The organism is Streptomyces sp. SP18CS02 (assembly GCF_036322365.1).
GTDB lineage: Bacteria > Actinomycetota > Actinomycetes > Streptomycetales > Streptomycetaceae > Streptomyces.
Window position 1 is genome coordinate 48,114 of sequence record NZ_JAQYXC010000254.1, and the last position, 26,586, is coordinate 74,699.

26 protein-coding genes and 1 tRNA gene are annotated in these 26,586 nt (G+C 72.3%); 11 read left to right on the forward strand and 16 right to left on the reverse strand.

From position 1 onward, the window contains the following. The first annotated feature begins 197 nt into the window (after positions 1-197). The 3 genes from PUR26_RS04540 to PUR26_RS04550 are packed head-to-tail and all read left to right on the forward strand — an operon-like array spanning position 198 to position 2,627. A complete protein-coding gene (locus PUR26_RS04540; RefSeq protein WP_329869443.1) occupies positions 198-1,430 on the forward strand; it encodes an amidohydrolase family protein in 1,233 nt (410 codons plus the stop codon). A gap of 34 nt (positions 1,431-1,464) precedes the next feature. Next, positions 1,465-2,121: an SDR family oxidoreductase gene (locus tag PUR26_RS04545; protein ID WP_329869444.1), complete on the forward strand. Its 657-nt coding sequence runs from the start codon at positions 1,465-1,467 to the stop codon at positions 2,119-2,121. A 14-nt stretch (positions 2,122-2,135) separates the two neighbouring features. After that, entirely contained in the window at positions 2,136-2,627 is a 492-nt protein-coding gene (locus PUR26_RS04550) for a GyrI-like domain-containing protein (protein ID WP_329869446.1), read from the forward strand. 144 nt (positions 2,628-2,771) lie between these two features. On the opposite strand, the gene PUR26_RS04555 is transcribed toward PUR26_RS04550, so the two are convergent. Both PUR26_RS04555 and PUR26_RS04560 read right to left on the reverse strand, forming a co-directional pair. After that, positions 2,772-3,041, reverse strand: a complete 270-nt coding sequence (locus PUR26_RS04555; RefSeq protein WP_329869448.1) for a hypothetical protein — start codon at positions 3,039-3,041, stop codon at positions 2,772-2,774. Positions 3,042-3,933: 892 nt separating this feature from the next. Beyond that, positions 3,934-4,015 (reverse strand) — tRNA-Tyr (locus tag PUR26_RS04560). 190 nt (positions 4,016-4,205) lie between these two features. Between PUR26_RS04560 and PUR26_RS04565 the strand changes: the two genes are divergently transcribed. The 3 genes from PUR26_RS04565 to PUR26_RS04575 all read left to right on the forward strand — a co-directional run bounded on the left by PUR26_RS04565 (position 4,206) and on the right by PUR26_RS04575 (position 6,158). Continuing rightward, on the forward strand, positions 4,206-4,694 hold the full coding sequence (locus PUR26_RS04565) for a YajQ family cyclic di-GMP-binding protein (protein ID WP_329869450.1): 489 nt from the start codon (positions 4,206-4,208) through the stop codon (positions 4,692-4,694). 172 nt (positions 4,695-4,866) lie between these two features. Beyond that, complete coding sequence (locus tag PUR26_RS04570) at positions 4,867-5,457, forward strand: methylated-DNA--[protein]-cysteine S-methyltransferase (protein ID WP_329869451.1); 591 nt, start codon at positions 4,867-4,869, stop codon at positions 5,455-5,457. Beyond that, positions 5,454-6,158, forward strand: a complete 705-nt coding sequence (locus tag PUR26_RS04575) for an alpha-ketoglutarate-dependent dioxygenase AlkB family protein (RefSeq protein WP_329869453.1) — start codon at positions 5,454-5,456, stop codon at positions 6,156-6,158. The genes PUR26_RS04570 and PUR26_RS04575 overlap by 4 nt, the downstream gene beginning before the upstream one ends. A gap of 38 nt (positions 6,159-6,196) precedes the next feature. On the opposite strand, the gene PUR26_RS04580 is transcribed toward PUR26_RS04575, so the two are convergent. The 14 genes from PUR26_RS04580 to PUR26_RS04645 form a co-directional block, all read right to left on the reverse strand. Next, entirely contained in the window at positions 6,197-6,466 is a 270-nt protein-coding gene (locus tag PUR26_RS04580) for a GlsB/YeaQ/YmgE family stress response membrane protein (protein WP_329869455.1), read from the reverse strand. A gap of 305 nt (positions 6,467-6,771) precedes the next feature. Continuing rightward, the gene (locus tag PUR26_RS04585) at positions 6,772-7,164 is read right to left on the reverse strand and encodes a YccF domain-containing protein (RefSeq protein WP_329869457.1); all 393 of its coding nucleotides are present in this window, start codon (positions 7,162-7,164) and stop codon (positions 6,772-6,774) included. Then, entirely contained in the window at positions 7,161-8,024 is an 864-nt protein-coding gene (gene htpX, locus PUR26_RS04590) for a zinc metalloprotease HtpX (RefSeq protein ID WP_329869458.1), read from the reverse strand. Before htpX ends, PUR26_RS04585 begins: the two co-directional genes overlap by 4 nt. Before the next feature lie 147 nt (positions 8,025-8,171). Then, positions 8,172-8,627, reverse strand: a complete 456-nt coding sequence (locus PUR26_RS04595) for an MscL family protein (RefSeq protein ID WP_329869460.1) — start codon at positions 8,625-8,627, stop codon at positions 8,172-8,174. Positions 8,628-8,713: 86 nt separating this feature from the next. Next, on the reverse strand, positions 8,714-10,312 hold the full coding sequence (locus tag PUR26_RS04600) for an NADH-quinone oxidoreductase subunit N (protein WP_329869626.1): 1,599 nt from the start codon (positions 10,310-10,312) through the stop codon (positions 8,714-8,716). Between the two features lie 29 nt (positions 10,313-10,341). Further along, complete coding sequence (locus PUR26_RS04605) at positions 10,342-11,895, reverse strand: NADH-quinone oxidoreductase subunit M (RefSeq protein WP_329869628.1); 1,554 nt, start codon at positions 11,893-11,895, stop codon at positions 10,342-10,344. Positions 11,896-11,922: 27 nt separating this feature from the next. Then, positions 11,923-13,914, reverse strand: a complete 1,992-nt coding sequence (locus PUR26_RS04610) for an NADH-quinone oxidoreductase subunit 5 family protein (RefSeq protein ID WP_329869461.1) — start codon at positions 13,912-13,914, stop codon at positions 11,923-11,925. Beyond that, a complete protein-coding gene (gene nuoK / locus PUR26_RS04615; RefSeq protein WP_329869462.1) occupies positions 13,911-14,276 on the reverse strand; it encodes an NADH-quinone oxidoreductase subunit NuoK in 366 nt (121 codons plus the stop codon). The genes PUR26_RS04610 and nuoK overlap by 4 nt, the downstream gene beginning before the upstream one ends. Next, the gene (locus PUR26_RS04620; RefSeq protein ID WP_329869464.1) at positions 14,276-14,827 is read right to left on the reverse strand and encodes an NADH-quinone oxidoreductase subunit J family protein; all 552 of its coding nucleotides are present in this window, start codon (positions 14,825-14,827) and stop codon (positions 14,276-14,278) included. The genes nuoK and PUR26_RS04620 overlap by 1 nt, the downstream gene beginning before the upstream one ends. Next, complete coding sequence (locus PUR26_RS04625; protein WP_329869466.1) at positions 14,824-15,498, reverse strand: NuoI/complex I 23 kDa subunit family protein; 675 nt, start codon at positions 15,496-15,498, stop codon at positions 14,824-14,826. The genes PUR26_RS04620 and PUR26_RS04625 overlap by 4 nt, the downstream gene beginning before the upstream one ends. A 2-nt stretch (positions 15,499-15,500) precedes the next feature. Next, entirely contained in the window at positions 15,501-16,466 is a 966-nt protein-coding gene (locus PUR26_RS04630) for a complex I subunit 1/NuoH family protein (protein WP_329869467.1), read from the reverse strand. Next, the gene (locus PUR26_RS04635) at positions 16,463-17,923 is read right to left on the reverse strand and encodes an NADH-quinone oxidoreductase subunit C (RefSeq protein WP_329869470.1); all 1,461 of its coding nucleotides are present in this window, start codon (positions 17,921-17,923) and stop codon (positions 16,463-16,465) included. Before PUR26_RS04635 ends, PUR26_RS04630 begins: the two co-directional genes overlap by 4 nt. Then, positions 17,920-18,525 carry an NADH-quinone oxidoreductase subunit B gene (locus tag PUR26_RS04640; protein ID WP_329869472.1) on the reverse strand — a complete coding sequence of 202 codons (606 nt, stop codon included), beginning with the start codon at positions 18,523-18,525 and terminating at the stop codon, positions 17,920-17,922. Before PUR26_RS04640 ends, PUR26_RS04635 begins: the two co-directional genes overlap by 4 nt. After that, entirely contained in the window at positions 18,516-18,935 is a 420-nt protein-coding gene (locus PUR26_RS04645) for an NADH-quinone oxidoreductase subunit A (protein WP_329869474.1), read from the reverse strand. The genes PUR26_RS04640 and PUR26_RS04645 overlap by 10 nt, the downstream gene beginning before the upstream one ends. A gap of 527 nt (positions 18,936-19,462) precedes the next feature. Here PUR26_RS04645 and PUR26_RS04650 point away from each other — a divergent pair. From PUR26_RS04650 to PUR26_RS04670, 5 genes are all read left to right on the forward strand, one after another. After that, positions 19,463-20,596 (forward strand): sensor histidine kinase, encoded by a 1,134-nt coding sequence (locus tag PUR26_RS04650; RefSeq protein ID WP_329869630.1) that lies wholly within the window; start codon positions 19,463-19,465, stop codon positions 20,594-20,596. Between the two features lie 123 nt (positions 20,597-20,719). Beyond that, on the forward strand, positions 20,720-22,033 hold the full coding sequence (locus PUR26_RS04655) for a sensor histidine kinase (protein ID WP_329869475.1): 1,314 nt from the start codon (positions 20,720-20,722) through the stop codon (positions 22,031-22,033). A gap of 294 nt (positions 22,034-22,327) precedes the next feature. Next, a complete protein-coding gene (locus PUR26_RS04660; RefSeq protein ID WP_329869632.1) occupies positions 22,328-22,987 on the forward strand; it encodes a response regulator transcription factor in 660 nt (219 codons plus the stop codon). Positions 22,988-23,335: 348 nt separating this feature from the next. After that, positions 23,336-25,303, forward strand: a complete 1,968-nt coding sequence (locus PUR26_RS04665; RefSeq protein ID WP_329869478.1) for a 2-oxoacid:acceptor oxidoreductase subunit alpha — start codon at positions 23,336-23,338, stop codon at positions 25,301-25,303. Next, positions 25,287-26,345, forward strand: a complete 1,059-nt coding sequence (locus PUR26_RS04670) for a 2-oxoacid:ferredoxin oxidoreductase subunit beta (RefSeq protein ID WP_329869480.1) — start codon at positions 25,287-25,289, stop codon at positions 26,343-26,345. Before PUR26_RS04665 ends, PUR26_RS04670 begins: the two co-directional genes overlap by 17 nt. Positions 26,346-26,586: the final 241 nt, after the last annotated feature.

The window sequence follows — 26,586 nt, forward strand, 5'->3', positions numbered from 1 at the left end:
GACCACCGGGCCGCCCCCACGACCGGAGCCCTGAGGGCACGCCCGCGCCGGTACGACTATTGCGCTCCTCCTCGAAGCCTGGCGGGACGGCCCCTAGGCTCACCTCACGCTGCGTGATCCCGCGCGTACGGACACGCGCACGCGCCGGTGCCACGCCGCCCACCACCCCGTCACGCCCGAGCCCCGCCAGGAGCCCGATGTCCTCCGACAGCCAGCAGCCGCAGCCGCCCGAGGGTGCCACCGCCGACACCGCCTCGCTGCTGCTGTGCGGCGCCCGCCTGATCGACGGCCGGACCGTCGACGTACGGCTCAGCGGCGGGCGCATCGAGGCTGTCGGCACCGCGGGCAGCCTGCCCACCCAGGGCGCCCGCGTCGACCTCGCCGGCTACCTGCTCCTGCCCGCCCCCGCCGAGCCGCACGCCCACGCCGACACCGCCCTCAGCGCCGACTCCCCCGGCCCCGTCTCGTACGCCACCGAGGACGTGCAGCGCCGCGCCACCGAGGCGGCGCTGCTCCAGCTGGGGCATGGCGCGACCGCGCTGCGCGCCCATGTGCGGATCGGGGACGTACAGGGGCTGGGGCCGCTGGAGGCGGTGCTCCAGGCCCGGCGCTCCCTGCGCGGCCTCGCCGACCTCTCGGCGGTCGCCGTGCCCCGGCTGCTCACGGGCGTCGCGGGCGCGGACGGTCTCTCGATGCTGAGGGACGCCGTGAAGATGGGCGCCTCCGTCGTCGGCGGCTGCCCGGACCTGGACCCCGACCCGGCCGGGTACGCGGAGGCGGTGCTGGAGGTGGCGGCCGAGCACGGCTGCCCCGTGGACCTGCACACGGACGGGGACGACCCGGCCAGGCTGGCGCGGCTGGCCGCCATGGCGGGCGGGATGCGGCCGGGCGTCACCATCGGTCCGTGCGGGGCGCTGGGACGGCTTCCCGGGGACGTCGCCGCCCGGACGGCGGATCGGCTCGCGGCGGCCGGTGCGACGGTGATCTGCCTGCCGCAGGGCGGCTGCGGCGGGACGGAGAAGCGGGGGGCCGCGCCGGTACGGCTGCTGCGGGCGGCGGGCGTGCGGATCGCGGCCGGCAGCGGGGCGCTGCGCGACGTGTCGAACCCGGTGGGGCGCGGGGACCCGTTGGAGGCCGCGTACCTGCTGGCCACCCAGGGCGGGCTGCCGCCGGGAGAGGCGTACGGCGCGGTCAGCGCGGCGGCCCGCGAGGCCATGGGGCTGCCCGCGGTGCGGGTGGAGGCCGGCTTCCCGGCGGAGCTGCTGGCGGTGCGCGGGGAGCGGCTCTCGGGTGTGCTCTCGCTGGCGTACAGCAGGATCGTCGTGCACCGCGGGCGGGTGGTGGCGCGGACGAGCGCGGTACGCGAGTACTGCGACTCGGCGGCGGCGCTCGAACTGCCGCGCCAGGGGCGTCCGGACCTCGGCCCCTGAGCGCTTTCGGCGTTCGGGTCGTACGGTCGGGAGCATGCGCATCGTCATCGCTGGAGGACACGGTCAGATCGCCATGCGGCTGGAGCGGCTGCTCTCGGCACGCGGGCACGAGGTCGCGGGCGTCATCCGCAAGCCGGAACAGGCGGGGGACCTGCGGGAGGCGGGCGCCGAACCCGTCGTGCTGGACCTGGAGTCGGCGTCCGTCGAGGAGGTGGCGGCCGCCCTGGAGGGCGCGGACGTGGCGGTGTTCGCCGCGGGCGCGGGCCCGGGCAGCGGCGTCGAACGCAAGGGGACCGTGGACCGGGACGCCGCCGTGCTCTTCGCGGACGCGGCCGAGCGGGCGGGTACCCGGCGGTACATCGTCGTCTCGTCGATGGGCGCGGACCCGGACCACGCGGGCGACGAGGTCTTCGACGCGTACCTGCGGGCGAAGGGCGAGGCCGACGCGTACGTCCGGTCCAGGGAGGGCCTGGACTGGACGATCCTGCGGCCCGGCGCGCTCACGAACGACGCGGGTACGGGTCTGGTGCGGCTGGAGGCGTCCACCGGGCGCGGGACGGTGGCCCGGGACGACGTGGCGGCCGTCCTCGCCGAGCTGGTGGACACGCCGGCGACGGCGGGGCTGACGCTGGAGCTGGTCGGCGGTTCCGTGCCGGTCGCGGTCGCCGTGCGACAGGTAGCGGGCAACTGATCCGAGGAGTCGACATGCCCAACCCCGTGGTGGTGGAACGCGCCGAGCAGCCGTACGTGTTCATGCGGCGGCGGGTCGGCGCGGACGGCTTCGGCGAGCTGGCCGACCTGATTCCCGAGCTCGCCGGCTGGCTGGACGCCCGTGGCATCGGCGCGGCGGGCGCGCCGTTCCTCCGTTTCAACTCCGTGGGCACCGACGGTGAGTCGGAGGTCGAGGCGGGTCTGCCGGTCGCCTCCCCGCCGGAGCCGGAGGGCGATGTCTCGGTGGCGGTACTGCCGGCCGGCCGCTATGCGACGGTCACTCACCTGGGCCATCCGGACGGGCTGCTGGACGCCATCAAGGAGCTGCGGAGGTGGGCGGCGCAGCGGGAGCTGGAGTGGGACATGCGGGAGACCGACGGCGTCGAACGCTGGGGCTGCCGCATCGAGTCGTACTGGACGGGCCCCCGGTCGGAGCCGGACCCGTCCCGGTGGGAGACGGAGCTGGCCTTCCGTCTGGCCGACTGACCCGTGCGGGAGCCGTACGGGTCGCCTCGTACGCGTCGCCTCGTACGCGTCGCACCGTACGGCTCGCACCGGCCGGCCCGGACGGCCGGACCCCCGCCGGGGGCCGCGTGTCGCGGCGGACCGGCGGGGGCGTTCCGGCGGACCCTAGGCTCGCCGGTCGGCGGCCTGGGCGTTGTCGTTCCATGCCTGCGTCCGGACCGAGGGCCTCACACACACCCGGTCCCCCGCCGTGGCCTCTCGCCACACATAGCCCGACCGGCACGTGGGGTCGTCATCGCTGACCCGCCGGTCGGCGGCCTGGGCGTTGTCGTTCCACGCCTGCGTCCGGACCGAGGGCCTCACACACACCCGGTCCCCCGCCGTGGCTTCCCGCCACACATAGCCCGACTTGCAGGTGTCCGACTGCGAGGGCACGTTCGGGGCTGCTTCCGTCGCGGGTGAGAGCATCACACTTCCCGCAACCGCGATGAGAACGGCCGAAGCCGCATTGACCATCCGGCGACGCTGCAGAATTCTTTCCATTTCCGCACTCCCTGCCGTAGCTCCGGCCACTCCACCCGGTACTCGAATGCCGTACCGACGCGCATAGGGACGCGATGGGGCCGGATCCCATGGAGACGTGCATGGCCGAGCCGAGTCGAGGCTCGGCTCCGGGAACCGGAGTGCCGCCCTCTCGGGGGGGGCGTCCGGCCCGTCCCCCGCTCCTCGTCTGACGGCTCAACGGCGTTGGCGCCAGGAGGTTTTGGTGGGGGTCGGTGGGGAGCCCCGTCCCCTCCACCGGCGAGGGCCCTGCCCATCAGAGTGACACCACCCCCTTTCGGCCGCATCTCGGGTGGGCACAGGCCCCGTTGCGCCTGCGGCGCTTTCCCTCCCGCCGGACAGGGCGCCGGAATGCGGCACCTCTCTGAGGTGATTGCGCATTCACCCAGGGGCTGCCGCGCCTGGTTCCGGCCCCCTTTCCCCGACTTCCTCGGTTTCCCCGGCTTTTCGGTTTCTCCGGTTCTTCGGTATCCACGGGGCCCCGAGGGAACGGCCCGCACCCAGGACCGGCCTCGGCACCGGGCGGACCGGAGGGCCGGGAGGGCCGGGGCAGCCGCGCAGGATGTGTCGGTGCGCGTCCGGCATCCGGCCGGCGGGAGGAGCGGCACGGGCGGCCGTCTCCGCGCCGTCCGGGCCCCTCGGCGGACGGCCCGACGGAAGGAGACACCGCAGGCCGGTCCGGCCGGTCGCACGCCCAGCTGGCGCATGCGCACAGCAGAACGGCCCCTGATCGCGTTTCCGCAGATCAGGGGCCGTTTCTATCGCGTGGCGGCGCCAGGATTCGAACCTGGGTAGGCTAAGCCGACGGATTTACAGTCCGCTCCCATTGGCCACTCGGGCACACCGCCATGGGATGTCGCTCGGGAGTCCGCTCCTCGCGGTGCTCCGTGGCAACGACGTAAACGATACCTGATGCTCGGGGATGCTTCGCCACCGGATTGATCAGCACTGACGGCGGGTCCGGGTGACTAGGCTTTGCGGTGGCGGTCCGGGGAGCCGGGCCGTATCTCTTCGCACCCGACAAAGGAGCCACAGGACATGGCCGACTCCAGTTTCGACATCGTCTCGAAGGTCGAGCGGCAGGAGGTCGACAACGCCCTCAACCAGGCGGCGAAGGAGATCTCGCAGCGCTACGACTTCAAGAACGTCGGTGCTTCCATCTCCTGGTCCGGCGAGAAGATCCTGATGGAGGCGGACTCCGAGGAGCGGGTCACCGCCATCCTGGACGTCTTCCAGACCAAGCTGATCAAGCGCGGGATCTCGCTCAAGGCGCTGGACGCGGGCGAGCCGCAGCTGTCCGGCAAGGAGTACAAGATCTTCGCCTCGATCGAGGAGGGCATCTCCCAGGAGAACGCCAAGAAGGTCGCGAAGGTCATCCGCGACGAGGGCCCCAAGGGCGTCAAGGCCCAGGTCCAGGGCGACGAGCTGCGGGTCAGCTCGAAGAGCCGTGACGACCTCCAGGCCGTGCAGGCGCTGCTCAAGGGGCAGGACTTCGACTTCGCTCTGCAGTTCGTGAACTACCGCTGACCCGGGCGGACCGGGGGCGGACACGGCTGCGGCCGGTCCGCCCCCGCCCTGTTTCCCGGGGCGCACGGTGTCCGAATCCCGCCAGCCCTCCGGCCGGCGCGGGCGGAGACTGGCGGGAGAGCGGGAGCCCGCACGGCGGGGCGCTCGTGGCGCGCGAGGAAAGGACCGAGCCATGACGGTGTACGCGTACGTCGACGGCCCGCTGGGCGAGATGCTGCTGGTCGGCGAGGAGGCGACCCAGGACCGGCCGGCGCGGGAAGGACCGGCCCGCGCCGACGGGTTGCCCCGGGCCGCGGGCACCGAGGGCGGGCCGGCGTCCGGTGGAGGCACGCGGGGCGCCACGGTGCTCGTCTCGCTCTCCCTGCCGGGGCAGAAGGGCGGCGCGGTCGTCCAGGACGGGTGGCGACGGGCACCGGAGGCGTTCGAGGCGATCGCCGCCCAGCTGCGGGCGTACTTCGCGGGCGAGCTGACGCGCTTCGACATCGCGTGTGCCGAGGGGGGCACGGACTTCCAGCGGCGCGTCTGGCGGGCCCTGGAGGACATTCCGTACGGCGCGACGGTGTCGTACGGCGACATCGCCGCCCGGATCGGGACGCCGGGGGCCGGGGTACGGGCGGTCGGCACCGCGATCGGGCGCAATCCGCTGCTGGTCGTGCGGCCCTGCCACCGGGTCATCGGCGCGGACGGGGCGCTGCGGGGCTACGCGGGCGGGCTGGAGAGCAAGCAGCGGCTGCTCGGCCTGGAAGGCGCGCTGGCGTCGTGACGGACGGGCTCTTCCGGCTTCCCCGGGAGCGGGCGGAGATCGCTCCCGGGGCGGTGCACGTCCCCGGCTGGCTGCCCCCGGCGCGCCGGCGGGAGCTGGTCGCGGCCTGCCGGGAGTGGGCGCGCGGCCCCGTGCCGATGCGGCACACCGCGCTGCCGGGCGGCGGCGTGATGTCCGTACGGACGGTGTGCGTGGGCTGGCACTGGCAGCCGTACCGCTACACCCGGACCGCCGACGACGTGAACGGTGCGCGGGTGGCCGCGTTTCCCGGGTGGCTCGTGGAGCTGGGGCGGGCGGCGCTGGTGGAGGCGTACGGGGACGACGACGGCTATGCGCCGGACACCGCGCTGGTCAACTTCTACGACGGCGCCGCCCGCATGGGCATGCACCAGGACAAGGAGGAGCGGTCGGGTGCCCCGGTGGTGTCGCTCAGCATCGGCGACAGTTGCGTGTTCCGGTTCGGGAACACCGAAAACCGAGGCCGGCCGTACACGGACGTGACGCTGGAGTCGGGTGATCTGTTCGTCTTCGGCGGGCCGTCTCGCTTCGCCTACCACGGGGTGCCGAAGGTGTGCCCGGGGACGGGGACGGGGACGACGGACCCGGAGTCGGGGCTGGGGTCGGGGCGGCTGAACATCACCCTCCGGGAGACGGGACTGGCCGGCCCCCACCGGCCGTCCCGCGGGCCGCTGGGCGCCTAGGTCGCGTCGGGAAGTCCCGCCGTCTTGGGCGGCGCCCGCTAGCGTGCCCGGGAGTGGCCGAAGAGGATGCGGTAGACGACCAGCAGCACCAGGGAGCCGCCGATGGCCGCCATCCAGGTGGCGCCGTCGTAGAACTCGTTGGTGATCGGCCTGTCGAGGAATCGGGCGGAGAGCCATCCCCCGACGAAGGCGCCGGCGATGCCGATGAGGGTCGTCCCGATCAGCCCGCCGGGGTCGCGCCCCGGGAGCAGGACCTTCGCGACGACTCCGGCCAGCAGCCCGAGGACGATCCAGCTGATGATGCCCATGTCGTGGAACCTGCCTTTCGCGCGTGTGCCCGGGAAGACGCCGGGGGCCGCCGTGGCGGTTGCGGAGATCCCACAGGTGCGGCACAGGACACACGGCCCCTCGCGGGCCGGAACGCCGGCCGAGGGCACGCGCGGAAGGTGCTGCGGCGGCCCGCCCCCCGGACGGCGACCCGGGGCAGCTCTGTGCGCTCGCGAACGATCGCTGCTCGCCGTTAACCGTTTCGCGGCTCCCAGCTCCCGGCTCGCGGTTCCGTCCGTGGGCCGCCCGGCCACCGCGAGCGGTCGGGCGGTCCCCGGCCGTGCCGTCAGCGGCCGGTGAAGGGCTGGTCCGTGGGGACGATCTCCTTGCCCAGCGGCAGCAGCGAGACGGGGATCAGCTTGAAGTTGGCGAGACCCAACGGGATGCCGATGATCGTGACACACAGGGCGATCCCGGTGACGATGTGGCCGAGCGCCAGCCACCAGCCCGCCAGGATCAGCCACAGCACATTGCCCACGCAGGACGCGGCCCCGGCGTCGCGGCGGTCCACCACCATGTGCCCGAAGGGCCAGAGGGCGTAGACGCCGATGCGGAAGGCGGCGAGGCCGAAGGGGATGCCGATGACCGTGACGCAGAGCAGGACCCCGGCCAGCAGGTAGCCGAGGAACATCCAGAAGCCGCACAGGATGAGCCATATGACATTCAGGATCGTCTTCACGGGCGGCGACCTGCCATCTGTTCGAGCCGGGCGATCCGCTCGGCCATCGGCGGGTGGGTGGAGAACATCCTGGCCATGCCCTGTCCGGGCCGGAACGGATTGGCGATCATCATGTGGCTCGCCGTCTCGATCCTGGGTTCGGGCGGCAGCGGAAGCTGCTTGGTTCCCGCCTCCAGCTTGCGCAGCGCGCTGGCCAGGGCCAGCGGGTCGCCGGTCAGCTGGGCACCGGAGGCGTCCGCCTCGTACTCCCGGGAGCGGCTGATGGCGAGCTGGATGACAGAGGCGGCGATCGGGCCCAGCAGCATGATCAGAAGCATGCCCAGCAGCCCGGGGCCCTCGTCGTCGTTGGAGCGGCCGACCGGGATCAGCCACGCGAAGTTCACCAGGAACATGATCACCGAGGCGAGGGCGCCCGCCACCGACGAGATCAGGATGTCCCGGTTGTAGACATGGCTCAGTTCATGACCGATCACACCGCGCAGCTCGCGCTCGTCGAGGATCTGAAGGATGCCCTCGGTGCAGCACACGGCGGCGTTGCGGGGGTTGCGGCCGGTAGCGAAGGCGTTGGGCGCCTGGGTGGGCGAGATGTAGAGCCGGGGCATCGGCTGGCGGGCCTGGGTGGAGAGATCGCGGACCATCCGGTACAACCGCGGCGCCTCGAACTCGCTGACCGGCCGGGCCCGCATGGCGCGCAGCGCCAGCTTGTCGCTGTTCCAGTAGGCGTACGCGTTGGTGCCGAGCGCCACGAGGAGCGCGATGACCAGGCCCGTGCGGCCGAAGAAACTGCCGATCAGGATGATGAGTGCGGACAGCCCCCCGAGGAGTACGGCGGTCTTCAGCCCGTTGTGCCGGCGGTGCACGGTACGCCCTCCAGGTGGTGCGGCAGGGGAACCCTTCGCTTGGTGCTGGTCCACTCCCCCAGTGGACCCTCCCGTTCTGGTCAACGCCAGGCGGGAGCGGCTGGTTCCCTTGTGCGCCGCGGGGCGGGGCTGGGCCGTCCGGGTGGCTCAGCGCGGAGCGGGCAGACCGGCCTTCTCCAGCGCCTCGCGCACCGGCTCGACCTCGCTGGTGCAGTGGCCGCAGCGGCTGGCGATGGCGGGGATCGCGCTGTAGCAGCGGGGGCAGTCGCGTACGGCGGTCTTGATGTCGACCGGCTCGTCGCGCGCGAAACGGCTCTGGATCCTCATCATCGGGACGACGACGCAGAAGTACAGCACGGCGGCGGTGATCAGGAAGGCGATGGCGGCGCTGATGAACAGGCCGTACGGGAACCTCGTCCCCTCGACGGTGAAGTACGCCTTGCTGTAGTCGCCGACCGAGCCCGTGGCGAGGCCGATGAGAGGGGCGATGAAGGCGTTGCTGAAGCCGGAGACGACCGCCGTGAAGGCGGCACCGACGGCGAGACCGATCGCCATGGAGATGACGTTTCCACGGAGTATGAAGTCCTTGAATCCGCTCAGCACGGCGTTGCTCCTCGAACGTGTGGGGGGGTGATGGTCCGTGTGCGTGTAGGGGGGTGATGGTCCGTGTGCGTGGGGGGGCGCGCCGGTCAGAACAGGGTGCCCGCGGCGAAACGCAGGACCAGCTGGGGGTAACCGGACAGCAGCACACCGGCGACGGCCGTCAGCGCGATGGCCAGGGTGATCGGCGCGGGGGCGGGGGCCCGCCGGGGCGGCCCCTCCCGCGGCGGGGCTTCCTGTCCGGCCTCCGCAGCGGGCGCGGGCACGGGCGGGCGGAACAGGACCGCGGTCCACTTCAGGTAGTAGTAGAGGGCGATCACGACGTTCGCGCCCATGACGACGGCGAGCCACCCCAGGCCGGCGTCGACCGCCGCGGAGAAGACCGTCACCTTGGCGAAGAGGCCGATGATGCCGGGCGGCAGACCCGCGAGGCAGAGCAGGAAGAAGCCCATGACGAGGGCGACGACGGGACGGTCGGCGTACAGGCCCCGGTAGTCGGAGATCCGGTTCAGCGGGCGCGTACGGGCCACCAGGGCGGCGACGGCGAAGGCGCCGAGGTTCACCACGGCGTACATCAGGGCGTACGCGACGGTGGAGCCGATCTGGTCGTCCCCGGAGTAGGCGGCGGCCGCGATCGGCACCAGCAGATAGCCGGCCTGGGCCACGGAGGACCAGGCGAGCAGCCGGACCGCGCTCCACGCGCGCGTGGGCACCTGCCGCAGGGCGGCGACGTTGCCGACGGTCATGGTGAGCGCCGCCAGGACGGCGAGCGCGGGACCCCACACATCGGCGTACGTCGGGAAGGCGACGACGGTCACCAGGATGAGGCCGGTGAAGCCGACCGCCTTGCCGACCACGGAGAGGTACGCCGCGACGGGCAGCGGCGCGCCCACGTAGGTGTCGGGCACCCAGAAGTGGAAGGGCGCCGCGGCCGTCTTGAAGGCGAAGCCGACCAGGGTCAGCGCGACGCCCGCCTCGGCGAGGGTCTCCAGCCGGGCCGGGACGTCGTCCAGTGCCTGGGCGATTTCCGTGAGGTGCAGGGTGCCGGTCGAGGCGTACACGAAGCTCACGCCGAGCAGCGTCACGGCGGTCGCGGTGACCGAGGAGAGGAAGAACTTGAGCGCCGCCTCCCCGGACATGCGGTCGCCGCGCTTGAGGCCGACGAGCGCGAAAGCGGGCAGCGAGGCGACCTCCAGGGCCACGACGAGCGTGGCCAGGTCGCGCGAGGCGGGCAGCAGGGCGGCGCCCGCGGCGGAGGACAGCAGCAGGAACCAGAACTCTCCGGCGGGCAGCGCCTCCTCGGTGTCCTTCAGCGACAGCAGGGCCGTCAGCAGCGCTCCGCCGAGCACGAGGAACTGGATGACCAGGGTGAAGTGGTCTGCGGTGTAGCTGCACACGCCGGGATCGGTGGTGAGGCAGAAGGTGGCCCGGTCGCCCTTGCGCAGCGGCACCAGGGCGACGAGCGCGGCGACGAGCGCGGCGATGGTGGTCCAGCCGAGGAGCTGCCGCCGCCGCCTCGGTACGAACAGGTCGGCGACGAGCACGACCAGGGCGGCCGCGGCGGCGATGGCCGGGGGCGCGATCGCGGCCCAGTCGACGGACTGGACGAGATGCGCGGCGTTCGCGGCGTTCTCGGCGTGTGCAGCGTTCGCGGCGTTCTCGGCGTGTGCTGCGTTTGCTGCGTTCACGGCGCCGGCGGCGCTCGCGGTGGCGGCGGTCACGACTTGCCTCCCGAGAGGAGCTTCTGCACGGCCGGGTCGGTCAGGCCGAGGAGGACCGCGGGCCAGAGGCCGGCGAGGACGGTGAGCGCGGCCAGCGGGGTCCAGGCGGCGAATTCGTACGTCTGGATGTCGTCGAGCCGCGGCCGGTCCTCGGCGGGCGCCGCGCCCATGCAGACGCGGCGCACGACGACGAGGAGGTACGCGGCGGTCAGCAGCGTGCCGAAGGCCGCGATGGCCATGAAGGTGAGGAAGGCGGGACGGCTGAGGCCCTCGGCCGGGTCGAAGGCGCCGAACAGCGCGAGCATCTCGCCCCAGAACCCGGCGAGCCCGGGCAGGCCGAGGGAGGCGACGGCCGCGAAGGCGAGGAGGCCGCCGAGGCGTGGAGCGCGGCCGTAGAGGGCCGCTCCGGTGGCGCCGGCGAGAGTGTCGAGGTCGGCGGTGCCGTAGCGGTCCTTGATCGCACCGACCAGGAAGAACAGCAGGCCGGTGATGAGGCCGTGGGCGATGTTGGCGAAGAGCGCGCCGTTGACGCCGGTGGGGGTCATGGTCGCGATGCCGAGGAGCACGAAGCCCATGTGGCCGACGGAGGAGTACGCGATCAGGCGCTTGAGGTCGCCCTTGGCGCCGGTCCTGGCGAGGGCGAGGCAGGCGAGCGACCCGTAGATGATCCCGGCGGTGGCGAAGGCGGCGAGGTACGGCGCGAGGACGTGCATCCCGTCGGGGGTGATCGGCAGGACGATCCGGACGAATCCGTACGTACCCATCTTCAGCAGTACACCGGCCAGGAGGACCGAGCCGACGGTCGGGGCGGCGGTGTGGGCGTCCGGGAGCCAGCTGTGCAGGGGCCACATCGGGGTCTTCACCGCGAGGCCGATGCCGATCGCCAGAACGGCGATGACCTGCACGGACGTACTGATGTCACGGCCGTTGTCAGTGGCGAGTGCCACCATGTCGAACGTGCCGCTCTTCAGCCCGACGAGGAGCAGGCCGAGCAGCATCACGACCGAGCCGAGCAGCGTGTAGAGGATGAACTTCCAGGCGGCGGCCTGCCGTCCCTCGCCGCCCCAGCGGGCGATGAGGAAGTACATCGGGATGAGCACCATCTCGAAGGCCAGGAAGAACAGCAGCAGGTCGAGGACGGCGAAGGTCGCCAGCGTGCCGGACTCCAGGACGAGCAGCAGGGCGACGAACGCCTTCGGGGAGGGCCCCGCGGGCATCTTGAAGTAGCTGTACAGCGCGCACAGGAAGGTCAGCAGCGCGGTCAGGACCAGGAGGGGGAGGGAAATGCCGTCGACGCCGAGGTGGATCCGCACGTCGAGCGCGGGGATCCAGCCGATGTCCGTGGTGGCCTGCATCCGCGACGGCCGGCCGTGGTCGAAGCCGACGGCGAGGACGACGGCGGCCAGCAGGATCACGCCGGTGACGGTCACACCGTGGCGGAGCACGGCCTGGTCCGGGGACTTCCCCCTCAGCCCGGGCGGGGCGGGCAGGAGGGCCGCGGCGGCGCCGATGAGCGGTCCGGCGAGGAGGAACGCGAGGAGGAACTGCATCACGGATTCGCTGATATCGATCACGGCTCACGCTCCGGCGGCGACGAGTACGGCGGCGATCGCCAGGACGACGGAGCCGGCGAGCAGGGCGCTGAGGTAGGTCTGCACGTTGCCGGTCTGGGCGAGCCGGACGGCCCGTCCCAGCAGGTTCGTGCCGGTGCCCGCACCGCGTACATACGTGTCGACGACCTCGCGGTCGAGGAAGCGGACCAGTGAGGCCGCCGCCGCGACGGGGCGTACGAACAGGGCGGAGTAGAGGGCGTCGAGGTGAAAACCGGCCGCGGCGTGGCGGTGCAGGGGACCGAGCAGCAGGCGTCCGGGGTCGGCGGGGTCGGGGGCGGCCGCGATGTCGCCGTAGACGGGGATGTGGGCCGCGATCGCCTCGGCCTCGGACACGGCGGGCTCGGCCTCGGGGTGGGCGGCCACGGCGCCGATCGGGACGCGGGCCGCGAGCGCGGTGGTGTGCCGCCATGCGCCGTAGGTGACCAGGCCGCCGACGAGGGCGATGCCGGTGCCCAGGACCGCGGTGGTGACGGTCGGGGTGAGGGAGCGGCCGTCGAACCAGCCTTCGAGCTGTCCGACGGTGACGCCGAAGGCCAGGGAGGGGAGGGCGAGCACCCACAGCACGGCGTTCATGGCCACGGGCTCCTTGCCGTGGTCGGGCGCCTCGACGCCCCTGCCCCGGAAGGCGAGCAGCCACAGGCGCATGGCGTAGGCGGCGGTGAGGAGGGCGGTGAGCAGGCCGGAGACGAGGACGAGCCAGCCGGCGCCGGCCGGGGAGACCTCCCCGTCGCCGAGGGCGGTGTGCTCGGCGGCCACGAGGACGGCTTCCTTGGAGAAGAAGCCGGCGAAGGGCGGGATGGCGGCGAGCGCGAGCAGTGCGACCGTCATCGTCCAGTAGGCGTCGGGGATGCGCTTGGCCAGGCCGCGCATGCGCGACATGGCGGCGAGCGAGTTCGTGCCGGCGGCGTGGATGATCACGCCGGCGGCGAGGAACAGCAGTGCCTTGAAGGCGCCGTGGGACAGGAGGTGGAAGACGGCGGCACCACGGTCGCCGACGGCCAGGGCGCCCGACATGTAGCCGAGCTGGCCGATGGTCGAGTAGGCGAGGACCCGCTTGATGTCGTCCTGGGCGAGCGCGGCCAGCGCCGAGCCGACCATGGTGATCGCGGCCATCACGGCGAGCACGGTCATGGCGGCCGCGGAGGCGGCGAAGACGGGAAGGAGCCGGGCCACGAAGTAGATACCGGCGGCGACCATCGTCGCGGCGTGGATCAGCGCCGAGACCGGCGTCGGGCCGGCCATCGCGTCGGGCAGCCAGGTGTGCAGCGGGAACTGGGCCGACTTGCCCGCGACGCCGGCCAGGAGCAGCAGCGCCACCAGGGTGGGGTGGTCGATGCCGCCGGCCGCGACGGCGCCGAGGATCCCTGTGATCCGGAAGGTGCCCGCGTCGGCCGCCAGCGCGAACAGTCCGATCAGGAAGGGCACGTCACCGAGCTTGGTGACCAGGAACGCCTTGAGGGAGGCGGCCCGCGCCTCCGGGGTCTCCCAGTAGTGGCCGACGAGGAAGTACGAGCAGATGCCCATGATCTCCCAGCCGACCAGGAGCACCATCAGGTCGCCCGAGTAGACGACGAGCAGCATCGCGGAGGTGAAGAGGGAGACGAGCGCGGCGTACGAGGGGTAGCGCGGGTCGTCGCGGAGGTAGCCCGTCGAGTAGATCTGCACGCAGGACGCGACCAGGCCGACGAGTACGGCGGTGAGGGCCGCGAAGCCGTCCACGTGCAGGGCGAGATCGATGGGGACGGAACCGGTGGGCGTGAGCTGGGTCGCGGCGTCGATCGCCTTGCCGCCGCCCTGGCGGACGGCGACGACGACGGCGAGCACCGACGCGCCGAGCGTCGGCAGGAGGGCCAGCGGGCGTACGAAGCCGGGGGCGGTCCGGCCGAGCAGCAGGCCGGCGGCGGCGCCGAGGAAGGGAAGGAGGGGGACGAGGACGGCGAGGGTGGTGGTGGTCACGCGGTGGCCTCGGCCTTCTCGTCGGCCTGCTCAAGGGCCTGCTCGTCGGGGTCCGGCTTCTCGGCGGTGTCGCGGAGCTTGTCGATGTCCGAGGTGCCGCGGTTGCGGTGGACCATCAGGACGATCGCCAGGCCGATGCCGATCTCGGCGGCGGCGATGGCGATGACGAAGAGGGTGAGGGCCTGGCCGGCGTGCAGGGTGTCGCGGAGCCAGACGTCGAAGGCGACCAGATTGAGGTTGACGGCGTTGAGCATGAGCTCGACGGACATCAGGACCAGGATCGCGTTGCGGCGGGCGAGCACCCCGTACAGCCCGACGCTGAAGAGGAGGACGGCGAGTACCGCGGGATAGGCGAGGTGCATCAGTTCTTCCCCTCGTTGTCCTTGCGGGACAGGACGATCGCGCCGACGAGCGCGGCGAGGAGAAGGACGGAGAGCCCTTCGAAGGGCAGCACCCAGTGCCGGAAGAGCATCTCGCCGGTCACCTTGGTGGAGCCCTGGGCCGGGCCGTCCAGGTCGATCCAGGTGGTGCGGAAGGCGTCGACGACCACCCAGACGAGGGCGACCGCGGAGGCGATGGCGACGACGAGGGCGGCGGGCCGGTTGCCCGAGTCGGCGTCGGGCGAGCGGCCGATGGGGGCCCTGGTGAGCATCAGGCCGAAGAGCAGGAGGACGACGACGGAACCGACGTAGATCAGGACCTGGACCCAGGCGATGAACTCGGCCGTGAGCAGCAGGTACTCGACGGCGAGCCCGCCGAGCGTCACCACCAGCCAGAGCGCGGCGTGCACCAGCTGCCGGGTGGTGACCGTGACGAGGGCGGCGCCGAGGGTGGCGATGCCGACGAGCAGGAAGGCGATCTCGATGCCGGTGGGTGAGAGGAAACCGTGGGCGTTCGCGGCGGCGAGCGTCATGCGGTGCCTCCCTCGGCCGGCGGCTGTGCCTCCGGGCCGGAGGCCGGGGCGCCGGAGCCGATCGCACGGGTGGGGCCGGCGGGGCCCGTGGGGCCGGCGGGCTTGGTCGCCGGGGCCTCGGGCGTCTCCGGCCGGGTCGCCTCGGCCTGGGCGGCCGCGAGCTTCTCGGCGGTCTTGCGGGCCGCGGCGATCTCCTTGGGCTCCTCCGCGCCGGGGTCCAGGGCGGGCGGTTCGGGGACCGTCCACATCCACTCGCGGAGCTTGTCCCGCTCGTGGGTGAGTTCGTGGATGTCCGTCTCCGCGTACTCGAACTCCGGCGACCAGAACAGCGCGTCGAAGGGACAGACCTCGATGCAGATACCGCAGTACATGCAGAGCGCGAAGTCGATGGCGAACCGGTCGAGCACGTTGCGGCTGCGCTCGCGTCCGCCCGGGGCGGCGGCGGGCACCGTCTCCTTGTGGGAGTCGATGTAGATGCACCAGTCGGGGCACTCCCGGGCACACAGCATGCAGACCGTGCAGTTCTCCTCGAACAGACCGATCACGCCCCTCGTGCGGGGCGGGAGCTCGGGCTGGACGTCCGGGTACTGCGCGGTGACGGTCTTCTTCGTCATCGTGCGCAGGGTGACGGCCAACCCCTTGGCAAGGCCGGATCCAGGGATCGGAGCCATGACTACATCACCACCTTGACGACGCCGGTGAGGGCGATCTGGCCGAGAGCGAGCGGGACGAGCGTGGTCCAGGCGAGCTTCTGCAGCTGGTCCTCACGCAGTCGCGGATAGGTCACGCGCAGCCAGATGACGATGAAGGCGAGCACGGCGGTCTTCAGCAGGGTCCACACCCAGCCGAGCCCCTCGGCGCCGAAGGGTCCGTGCCAGCCCCCCAGGAAGAGGACGGTGGTCAGCCCGCACAGGACGACGATGCCCGCGTACTCGGCGAGCAGGAACAGCGCGAAGCGCAGACCGGTGTACTCGGTGTAGGCGCCGAAGATGATCTCGGAGTCGGCGACGGGCATGTCGAACGGCGGGCGCTGGAGCTCGGCGAGTCCCGCGACGAAGAACACCAGGGCGCCGACGATCTGCCAGGGAAGCCACCACCACTCGAAGGCGTTGAGGATGCCCGGGAGGGAGACGGTGCCGGCGGCCATCGCGACGGAGGCGGCGGCGAGCAGCATGGGCAGCTCGTACGCGAGGAGCTGTGCGGCGGTCCGCAGGCCGCCGAGGAGGCTGAACTTGTTGGCCGAGGCCCAACCCGCCATCAGCGACCCGAGCACGCCGATGCCCATGACGGCGAGCACGAAGAAGATGCCCGCGTCGACGACCTGCCCGACGGCGCTCTCGCTCGGCCCGACCGGGATGGCGACGAGCACGAGGAGGTAAGGCAGGAGGGCGACGGCGGGAGCGAGCTGGAAGACGCGGCGATCGGCGTCGGCCGGGACCACGTCCTCCTTCTGCGCGAACTTCACGCCGTCGGCGACGAGCTGGGCCCAGCCGTGGAAGCCGCCGGCGTACATGGGGCCGAGGCGTCCCTGCATATGGGCCATCACCTTGTGCTCGGTCTGACCGATCACCAGGGGGAGGACCAGGAACACGGCGAAGACGACGACCAGGCGGAGGGCGGTGTCGAGTACGTCGTTCACGCGTCTCCTTCGGGGCGTCGTCGGTCACTGTCGTCATCGGTCCCGGGCCGTCCCCCGTCGTCCTCCGGGGCAGCGGCCTCGGACGCGGGGCCGGGACCGGGTGCGGCCGGGCCGGGGTCGGAGGAGGGGCCCGCGGGCGCGGGGGACTCGGGGGCCGCCGGGGACTCGGGGGGCGCCGGGGACTCGGGGGGCGCCGGAGCCTTTGGGGGCTCAGTCGCTTCTGGGGCCGTCGGCGCTTCTGGGGCCGCCGGAGGTGCCGGGGGCCCGGGGGCCGCTGGGGGCCCGGGGGCCGCTGGGGGCCCGGGGGCCGCTGGGGGCTCGGCTGCCTCCCGAGCCTTTGGGGCTTCTGGGGTCACCGGGGGCTGAGGTGGCTGTGCGGCCTTGGAGCTCTCGGCGCGCTCATTGTCCTCGGCGCGCTCGTTGTCCTCGGTGCTCTCGGGCGCGGCCGGGTCGAAGGCCGGACGCGGGTTGTTCCAGGGAGCGTCCGCGCTGCGGGTGCGTGGAGCCGCCGGACGCGGTGACGCGGGCGGGGTCGTGGCCGTCGTGTCCATCGCGGCCGCCGTCGTGTCCGACGTGTCAGCGTTCTCGGCGCGCCGGCTCGCCGAGCCGGAACTCGCGCTGCGCGACCGGCGCGCCGGAGCACCCGCGCCCGCACCCGTATCAGCGGCCTGACTGGCAGAGCCCTCCGACGCCGAACGCGACCGCCGCACCGGAGCACCCGTGCCGGTCGTGCCGGTACCCGCCGGCGCACCCGTCGTCGCCGGCGCGTCAGCGGTCTGACTCGCGGAGCCCTCGGTGGTGGTGCGGGTGCGGCGGGGCGGGCGGTCGCCGGCGGCCGCGGCGCGGGCGGGGCGGGCGGGGGCCGGGGGGAGCTGGCCCTTCAGCGGGCCCCATTCGTTCGGGTCGGGAACCCCCGGTGGCAGCATCTGGCGTCGCTTGGGGCCGCCGTGACCGGCGCCCGCCGCCGGCTCCCCCGGCTCCTTCGCTCCGGGCCACGCCTTGGCGACGCGGGCCGCCAGCACGAAGTCCTTGCGCAGCGGGTGTCCCTCGAAGCCCTCGGGCAGCAGCAGCGGCACCAGGTGCGGGTGGTCGGTGAAGGTGACGCCGAACATCTCGTGCGTCTCGCGCTCGTGCCAGCCCGCGCCCGCGTAGATCCCCACGGCCGTCGGCAGGACGGGCGCGGCGTGCGGCACGGTGGTGCGCAGCAGGAGCCGGCGGACCTTGCCGCCCTCCAGCGCGACGACATGGGCGCAGACCCGGAAGCCCGTGCCCGGTTCGTCGACCGCGCTCAGCCAGTCGAAGTAGGTGCAGCCCAGCGTGGAGCGGGCGACCTCCAGGGCGGCGATCCAGTCGCCGGCCGGGACGTCGACCGTCAGCAGGTCGTAGGCCCGCTCCGCCGTGGACTCCTCGCCGAAGATCTCGGCGACCGCGTCGGGGAGGGTGTCGTACGCGTTCACGCCGAGCCTCCCGGGGCCGGCGGGGGCACCAGGCCGCTGCTCAGCTGGCCGGTGGTGGACGAGGGGCGGGCGTGGCCGTACCGCTCGCCCAGCGACTCCCGGGCGATCTTCTCCTGGAGCTTGAGGATGCCCTGGAGCAGCGCCTCCGGGCGGGGCGGGCAGCCGGGCACGTAGACGTCGACCGGGATGATCTGGTCGACGCCCTTGGTCACGGAGTACGAGTCCCAGTACGGGCCGCCACAGTTGGAGCAGGCGCCGAAGGAGATGACGTACTTGGGCTCCGGCATCTGCTCGTACAGGCGCTTCACCGCGGGCGCCATCTTGTCCGTGACCGTTCCGGACACGACCATCAGGTCCGCCTGACGGGGACCGGGCGCGAAGGGGATCACACCGAGCCGGATGAAGTCGTGCCGGGCCATGGAGGCGGCGATGAACTCGATGGCGCAGCAGGCGAGCCCGAAGTTGAAGACCCAGAGGCTGTAGCGGCGGCCCCAGTTCAGGACCACCTTCATCGGCTCGGGCGCGAGCCGGGACAGTACGCCCAGCCGCTTCGGTTCGGGAAGGTCCACGGGAGTGGAGGCGGGGGCGGGGGTCACGTCCATGTCAGGACGCCCTTCTTGTACGCGTAGAGCAGCCCCACGGCGAGGAAGCCGAGGAAGATGAACATCTCGACCAGCGTCGTGGCGCCGTAGCCGGGTGCGGCGAAGACGGTCGCCCACGGGAAGAGGAAGATCGAGTCGACCGCGAAGATGACGTACAGAAAAGCGTAGACGTAGTAGCGGACCTGCGTGTGGGCCCAGCCCTCTCCGACGGGGTCGACACCGCACTCGTACGTGAGCAGCTTCTCCGGCGTCGGCACGACGGGCCTCAGCAGCCGCCCCGCCCCGAAGGCCACCGCCACGAAGAGCACACCGATCAGGGCGAGCAGCCCGACGACCGAATAGCTCTCGAAGTAGCCGACGGTGTCGACCGGGTCGACGGCGAGTACGGTCGGTACGGTCGGTTCCGGCACGTCCGTGTCCCTCGCTCTCCTGCCTGCGCGGCGCCGTTTCGGCGATCTGTACGCACGGGAGTCTAGGGGGTGACCCAGCACAGGTAGTCAGCCGTGCCGCACTCCCGGTGGGGTTATCCCTACTTCTCCCCACCCACGCACCCCATGGCGCCGGCCGGTCCGCCCCGGGCAGGCTGAGCGGTATGACCGCGCGCAGCCACACCCCCGAGGGCACGAACACCCCGGAAAACACCCATAACTCGGGTCAATCGCATCGCACAAGCACATCTGGCAACTCCCACGACACAGGCAGCACGAGCAGCACAGGCAGCACGAGCAGCTCCGACACCGGGCACCCCACACACCCCGAAAACGTCCGGAACCCCTCGCCCGGCATACGAGCCTCACGCGGCTCACGCAGCTCACGCGGCTCACGCGGCTCACGCGGCGCGCGAGCCGGCCACAGCGCGCACGGCCCGCGGGGCGGGCCCAGCGACACGGGTGGGCCCGGCGACGCGGGGGACGACGGGCGGCCGCCGCCCGCCCGGATCAGCTTCGACCGGTACGTCTGGAAGGAGGTCGCCCACCTCCTGTGCAACCTGCCGGTAACGCTGTTCGAGTTCGTCTACGTGGTGTTCGTCCTCGCCGTCGGCGTGGGGCTGTCCGTCACGGTCGTCGGGCTGCCGCTGCTGGTCCTCGGCCTCTCCGGGGCGCGGGTCCTGGGCAGGATGGAGCGGGCCCGGGCCCGCGCGCTGCTGGGCGTGCGCGTGGACGAGCCGAGCCGCCTTCCCGGCCCGCCGGGCCGGGGTTTCTTCGCGTGGCTGTGGGCGGGGCTGAAGGACCCGGTGGCCTGGCGGACGATGCTGTACCAGTTCGTCCGGCTGCCGTGGGGCGTCCTGACGTTCGTCCTCACCCTGGTGAGCCTGATCGTCCTGTGGCCGCTGCTCCCCTTCGTTGCGCGTGGTCTGGGCAACGCCGACCGGGCGATGGTGCGCGGTCTGCTCTCCCCCTCCGACGAGCTGGAGCGGCGGATCGCCGAGCTGGAGTCGGACCGGGGTGTGGTGGTCGACACCGCCGCCGCCGACCTGCGCCGCATCGAACGCGATCTGCACGACGGAGCACAGGCCCGGCTCGTCGCCCTCGCCATGGGGCTGGGACTCGCGAAGGAGAAGCTCCTGGAGGACCCGGAGGCGGCCGCCACGATGGTCGAGGAGGCGCACGGCGAGGTGAAGCTGGCGCTCCAGGAACTGCGGGACCTGGCGCGCGGCATCCACCCGGCCGTACTGACCGACCGGGGCCTGGACGCCGCCCTGTCCGCCATCGCCTCCCGCTGCACCGTCCCGGTCAGGGTCACCGTCGACCTGCCCGAACGCCCGGCGGAGGCGATCGAGGGCATCGCCTACTTCACCGTCTCCGAGCTCCTCCAGAACGTCTCCAAGCACTCCCGGGCGCGTACCGCGTCGGTCGAGGTGTGGCGGGCGGGCGACCGTCTGATGCTCCAGGTCCGCGACGACGGCCGCGGCGGGGCCCGGCTGGACGGCGGCACCGGCATGGCCGGGCTGGCCGAGCGGCTGGGCGCGGTCGACGGGCTGTTCGTGCTGGAGTCCCCGGCCGGCGGTCCGACCACGGTCACCGCCGAGCTGCCCTGGCGCCCCCGGGGCGCGACCCGCCCCGCACGGTAGGGATAACCCCCGCCCGGGACGGATACCGGCTCCATGGTCCGCAGCCGCCCGCTCCACCAGTCTTGGGACATCACCCGGCGCGCGGCACGGACCCGCGGCAACGAGCAGAAACGGACGACTGCGATGCCCATGGCATACGGACCGGACACCCGGCACCACCGGCTCCCCGCGGCGCTGCGCGCGCCCTTCGAGGCCCGCACCTGGCGCGAGTTCGGCTATCTGCTGCTCAGCCTGCCGCTGAGCGTGGCCTATTTCGCCCTCGCCCTCACGATGGTCTCGCTGGGCGCCGGGCTGCTCGTCACCTTCCTGGGCATCCCCGTGCTGGCCGCCGGCCTCGCGATGTGCCGCGGGTTCGGCCAGGTCGAGCGGGCGCGGGCGCGTGGCCTGCTGCACGCGGAGGTCGACGACCCGGCCCCCGCGCGGGGCAGGCCGGGCGGCGGGCTGATGGCGTGGGTCGGTGGCGTGCTGAAGAGCGGGGTGTCCTGGCGGCACTTCCTCTACTCGGTGCTGCACATGCCGTGGGCGGTCTTCGCCTTCACCGTCGCGACGGTCCTGTGGGTCACCGGCTGGTCGCTGCTGACGTATCCGCTGTGGCGGTGGGTGTTCCCGGTGTACGCGGGCGTGGACGGGCTCCAGCTGTACGGCGACGGGACGCGCGGCTTCTTCCTGGACTCGTCCTTCGAGATGGGGGTGACCAGCGCGGTCGGTCTGGCCCTCGTCCTCGTCGCGCCCTGGGTGATCCGGGCGCTGGCAGCCGTGGACCGGCTGATGGTGACCGGTCTGCTGGGGCCGTCGCGGCTCGCGGTGCGCGTCTCGGAGCTGGAGTCGGACCGGGGTGTGGTGGTCGACACCGCCGCCGCCGACCTGCGCCGCATCGAACGCGATCTGCACGACGGGGCACAGGCCCGGCTCGTCGCCCTCGCCATGGACCTGGGGCTGGCCAAGGAGAAGATGGCCGAGGACCCCCGAGCAGCGTCGATCATGGTCGACGAGGCGCACGGCGAGGTGAAGACCGCGCTGCGGGAGCTGCGGGACCTGGCGCGCGGCATCCACCCGGCCGTACTGACCGACCGGGGCCTGGACGCCGCCCTGTCCGCCGTCGCCTCCCGCTGCACCGTCCCGGTCACGGTCGAGGTGGATCTGCCCTCCCGGCCCGCCGCCGCCATCGAGGGCATCGCCTACTTCACCGTCTGCGAGCTCCTCCAGAACGTCTCCAAGCACTCCCGGGCGACCCGGGCCACCGTCGACGTGTGGCGGGTGCAGGACCGGCTGATGCTCCAGGTCGGGGACGACGGCCGGGGCGGCGCGGACATCGGCGGGGGCAGCGGACTCGCCGGGCTGAGCGAGCGGCTGGAGGCGGTGGACGGGATCCTCGCCGTCAACTCGCCGGCCGGGGGGCCGACGACGGTCACCGCCGAACTGCCCTGGCGCGGCTGAACCACCCCGGCCGGCCCCCGCTTCCCGCTCCCCCGGCCCGGCCCCGCTCGCCCTTCCCGTTCCCCGTTTCCGTTCCCCGTTTCCGTTCCCCGTTCCCCCCTTCCCCGCTCCCGCTCTTCGTTCCCCCCTCCCCGCCTCCTGTCCCCCCAGGGCCCCCGGGTACCCCCTCGGCCGAGGCCGGAAGGCGCCAAGGTGCTTCTCCCCGGCGCCGATGCTGGGATGCTGGGGACTCGGGCGCGCCGGGCGCGCCACCAGCTGTCGAGGTGTGGGGGCTACAGGGTCGTGGAGGACAGGGTGCGGGTGGTCATCGCCGAGGATTCCGTTCTGCTTCGGGAGGGCCTGACCCGGCTGCTGACCGACCGGGGGCACGACGTGGTCGCGGGTGTCGGGGACGGTGAGGCGCTGGTCAAGACGGTGGGTGACCTCGCCGGTCAGGGGGAGCTGCCGGACGTGGTGGTGGCGGACGTACGCATGCCGCCGACGCACACCGACGAGGGGGTGCGGGCGGCGGTGCAGCTGCGCAAGGAGTACCCGGACATCGGGGTGCTGGTCCTTTCGCAGTACGTCGAGGAGCGGTACGCCACCGAGCTGCTGGCCGGGAGCAGCCGTGGGGTCGGCTATCTGCTGAAGGACCGCGTCGCCGAGGTGCGCGAGTTCGTGGACGCGGTGGTCCGGGTGGCCCGGGGCGGCACCGCGCTGGACCCGGAGGTGGTGGCCCAGCTGCTCGGCAGGAGCCGCAAGCAGGACGTACTGGCGGGTCTGACGCCCCGCGAGCGGGAGGTCCTCGGTCTGATGGCGGAGGGGCGGACCAACTCGGCGATCGCGCGGCAGCTCGTGGTGAGCGACGGCGCGGTGGAGAAGCACGTGAGCAACATCTTCATGAAGCTGGGGCTGTCACCGAGCGACGGTGATCACCGACGGGTCCTCGCGGTGCTGACGTACCTCAACACCTGAGACCGACGAGAGTCCGGGGGCCGCATGGCCCCCCGGACGGCCCCCCGGACGGGTGAACGGATCCTCCGGGCCGCCCGCTCGACTGAATCGCTGATGCATATGCCGGGGGGACCGGGGACCAAAGGATGAGAGGGGAGAGTCGTCCGGAGGGGACATAGGGGGCGGCAAAGCGTGATGATTCAGGACGAATAGGCGTCTCAAAAAGACGTCCACCATATGAGCGTTCCAGGGAAGGCGACCCTTACGGACGTAGGGTGGGCTGTGGGGCGACCGGTCGTCCGGCCGTCTCCTGAGAAGTCCTCCCGCCGACGGCGGGGAGACCCCTTGCCTCGAGGGAGGTCCAGTTCAGTGACCAGCCAGGTCAGTAGCCCGGCGGAGCAGACGGGCGAGGTCGACGAGGCCGATGAGGCCCTCGTCGGGGAACAGCGCGGCGCGCCGGTCGCGCGCGGGGTCGAGAAGGAAGTCCACCGTCTTGACCGGGTGATCATCCGCTTCGCGGGTGACTCGGGCGACGGTATGCAGCTGACGGGTGACCGGTTCACGTCGGAGACGGCGTCCTTCGGCAACGACCTGTCGACGCTGCCGAACTTCCCCGCCGAGATCCGGGCGCCCGCAGGCACCCTGCCGGGTGTCTCCTCGTTCCAGCTGCACTTCGCCGACCACGACATCCTCACGCCGGGCGACGCGCCGAACGTCCTGGTCGCCATGAACCCGGCCGCACTCAAGGCGAACATCGGCGACGTGCCGCGCGGCAGCGAGGTGATCGTCAACACGGACGAGTTCGCCAAGCGCGCGATGGCCAAGGTCGGGTACCACACGTCCCCCCTGGAGGACGGGTCGCTCGACGGCTACCGTGTCCACCCCGTTCCCCTGACGACCCTCACCATCGAGGCGCTCAAGGACTTCGGTCTCCCCCGCAAGGAGGCCGAGCGTTCGAAGAACATGTTCGCGCTGGGCCTGCTGTCGTGGATGTACCACCGGCCGACCGAGGGCACCGAGACGTTCCTGCGGCAGAAGTTCGCGAAGAAGCCGCAGATCGCCGAGGCGAACGTGGCGGCCTTCCGGGCCGGCTGGAACTTCGGCGAGACGACCGAGGACTTCGCGGTCTCCTACGAGGTCGCGCCCGCCACCCACGCCTTCCCGACCGGCACGTACCGCAACATCTCCGGGAACCTGGCCCTCTCCTACGGCCTGGTCGCCGCCGCCCAGCAGGCGGACCTGCCGCTGTACCTGGGCTCCTACCCGATCACGCCGGCCAGCGACATCCTGCACGAGCTGTCGAAGCACAAGAACTTCGGCGTACGGACCTTCCAGGCGGAGGACGAGATCGCCGGTATCGGCGCCGCCCTCGGTGCCGCGTTCGGCGGGTCCCTCGCGGTGACCACCACGTCCGGCCCCGGCGTCGCGCTGAAGTCCGAGACGATCGGCCTCGCGGTGTCGCTGGAGCTGCCGCTCCTGATCATCGACATCCAGCGCGGCGGCCCTTCGACGGGTCTGCCCACCAAGACCGAGCAGGCCGACCTGCTCCAGGCGATGTACGGGCGCAACGGCGAGGCCCCGGTGCCGGTCGTGGCGCCGAGAACCCCGGCGGACTGCTTCGACGCGGCCCTGGACGCGGCGCGCATCGCGCTCACGTACCGCACGCCGGTCTTCCTGCTCTCCGACGGCTACCTCGCCAACGGCTCCGAGCCGTGGCGGATCCCGGACGTCGCCGAGTTGCCGGACCTCACCGTCCGGTTCGCGACCGGCCCCAACCACGAGCTGGCGGACGGGACGGAGGTGTTCTGGCCGTACAAGCGCGATCCGCTGACGCTGGCCCGCCCGTGGGCCGTCCCCGGCACGCCCGGCCTGGAGCACCGCATCGGCGGCATCGAGAAGCAGGACGGCACGGGCAACATCTCCTACGACCCGGCCAACCACGACCTGATGGTCCGCACGCGCCAGGCGAAGGTCGACGGCATCGAGGTCCCCGACCTGGTGACCGACGACCCGGACGGCGCGCGCACCCTGGTGCTCGGCTGGGGCTCGACGTACGGCCCGATCACCGCCGCCGTGCGGCGGCTGCGGGCGGCCGGCGAGTCCATCGCGCAGGCCCATCTGCGCCACCTCAACCCGTTCCCGAAGAACCTCGGCGAGGTCCTGGGGCGCTACGACAGGGTGGTCGTCCCGGAGATGAACCTCGGCCAGCTCGCCACCCTGATCCGGGCGAAGTACCTGGTCGACGCGCACAGCTACAACCAGGTGAACGGCATGCCGTTCAAGGCTGAGCAGCTTGCCACGGCGCTCAAGGAGGCCATCGATGCCCAAGGCGAATGAAACGCTCACACTGGTGCCCAAGGCCGAGGCCAAGCAGTCCATGAAGGACTTCAAGTCCGATCAGGAGGTGCGCTGGTGCCCCGGTTGCGGTGACTACGCGATCCTCGCCGCCGTGCAGGGCTTCATGCCCGAGCTCGGCCTGGCGAAGGAGAACATCGTCTTCGTCTCCGGCATCGGCTGCTCCTCCCGCTTCCCGTACTACATGAACACGTACGGGATGCACTCCATCCACGGCCGCGCGCCCGCGATCGCGACCGGGCTCGCCTCCTCCCGCCGCGACCTGAGCGTCTGGGTCGTCACCGGGGACGGCGACGCGCTGTCGATCGGCGGAAACCACCTGATCCACGCCCTGCGCCGCAATGTGAACCTCAAGATCCTGCTGTTCAACAACCGGATCTACGGCCTGACCAAGGGGCAGTACTCGCCCACCTCCGAAGTCGGCAAGATCACCAAGTCGACGCCGATGGGCTCGCTGGACGCCCCGTTCAACCCGGTGTCCCTGGCCATCGGCGCGGAGGCCTCGTTCGTGGCCCGTACCGTCGACTCGGACCGCAAGCACCTCACGGAGGTGCTGCGGGCGGCGGCCGACCACCCGGGCACGGCCCTGGTGGAGATCTACCAGAACTGCAACATCTTCAACGACGGCGCCTTCGACGCGCTGAAGGACAAGGAGCAGGCCGAGGACGCGGTGATCCGGCTGGAACACGGTCAGCCGATCCGTTTCGGTCGCGAGCGGTCCAAGGGCGTCGTCCGGGACGCGGCGACGGGCGATCTGAAGGTCGTCCCGGTCACCCCGGAGAACGAGGCACAGGTCCTCGTCCACGACGCGCACAACACCAGCCCCACGACGGCGTTCGCGCTCTCCCGGCTCGCCGACGCCGACACGCTCCACAACACGCCCATCGGGGTGTTCCGCAGCGTCGAGCGGCCGGTCTACGACGTCCAGATGTCCGAGCAGCTGGACGCGGCCGTCGAGCGGCACGGCAAGGGCGACCTGGGAGCGCTGCTCGCCGGGAACGACACCTGGACCGTCGTGGGCTGAGAACAGCCTGGCGGGCCTGGCGGGCCTGGCGGAAAGCCGGAACCAAGGGGGTGTCCTGTCGATCAGGCAAGATCCGCGAGCCCGGCAAGATCGGCGAGACACCCCCAGGGGCGCCCTCCGGTGGAGGGCGCCCTTCGCCGCCCCCGGAACCGGCACCCCGGAACGCCGCCCCCGGACGGGCACCCGCCCCCACGCCCTCGGAACCGGCACCCGCACCCCGCACCCCGCACCCCGCACTCTC

Bases quoted from the DNA above. Each gene is read 5' to 3' on its own strand.
- PUR26_RS04540 (WP_329869443.1), top strand. From the start codon at position 198: ATGTCCTCCGACAGCCAGCAGCCGCAGCCGCCCGAGGGTGCCACCGCC.
- PUR26_RS04545 (WP_329869444.1), top strand. From the start codon at position 1,465: ATGCGCATCGTCATCGCTGGAGGACACGGTCAGATCGCCATGCGGCTG.
- PUR26_RS04550 (WP_329869446.1), top strand. From the start codon at position 2,136: ATGCCCAACCCCGTGGTGGTGGAACGCGCCGAGCAGCCGTACGTGTTC.
- PUR26_RS04565 (WP_329869450.1), top strand. From the start codon at position 4,206: ATGGCCGACTCCAGTTTCGACATCGTCTCGAAGGTCGAGCGGCAGGAG.
- PUR26_RS04570 (WP_329869451.1), top strand. From the start codon at position 4,867: ATGACGGTGTACGCGTACGTCGACGGCCCGCTGGGCGAGATGCTGCTG.
- PUR26_RS04580 (WP_329869455.1), bottom strand. From the start codon at position 6,466: ATGGGCATCATCAGCTGGATCGTCCTCGGGCTGCTGGCCGGAGTCGTC.
- PUR26_RS04605 (WP_329869628.1), bottom strand. From the start codon at position 11,895: ATGCAGTTCCTCCTCGCGTTCCTCCTCGCCGGACCGCTCATCGGCGCC.
- nuoK (WP_329869462.1), bottom strand. From the start codon at position 14,276: ATGCACCTCGCCTATCCCGCGGTACTCGCCGTCCTCCTCTTCAGCGTC.
- PUR26_RS04620 (WP_329869464.1), bottom strand. From the start codon at position 14,827: ATGACGCTCGCCGCCGCGAACGCCCACGGTTTCCTCTCACCCACCGGC.
- PUR26_RS04625 (WP_329869466.1), bottom strand. From the start codon at position 15,498: ATGGCTCCGATCCCTGGATCCGGCCTTGCCAAGGGGTTGGCCGTCACC.
- PUR26_RS04640 (WP_329869472.1), bottom strand. From the start codon at position 18,525: ATGGACGTGACCCCCGCCCCCGCCTCCACTCCCGTGGACCTTCCCGAA.
- PUR26_RS04655 (WP_329869475.1), top strand. From the start codon at position 20,720: ATGCCCATGGCATACGGACCGGACACCCGGCACCACCGGCTCCCCGCG.
- PUR26_RS04670 (WP_329869480.1), top strand. From the start codon at position 25,287: ATGCCCAAGGCGAATGAAACGCTCACACTGGTGCCCAAGGCCGAGGCC.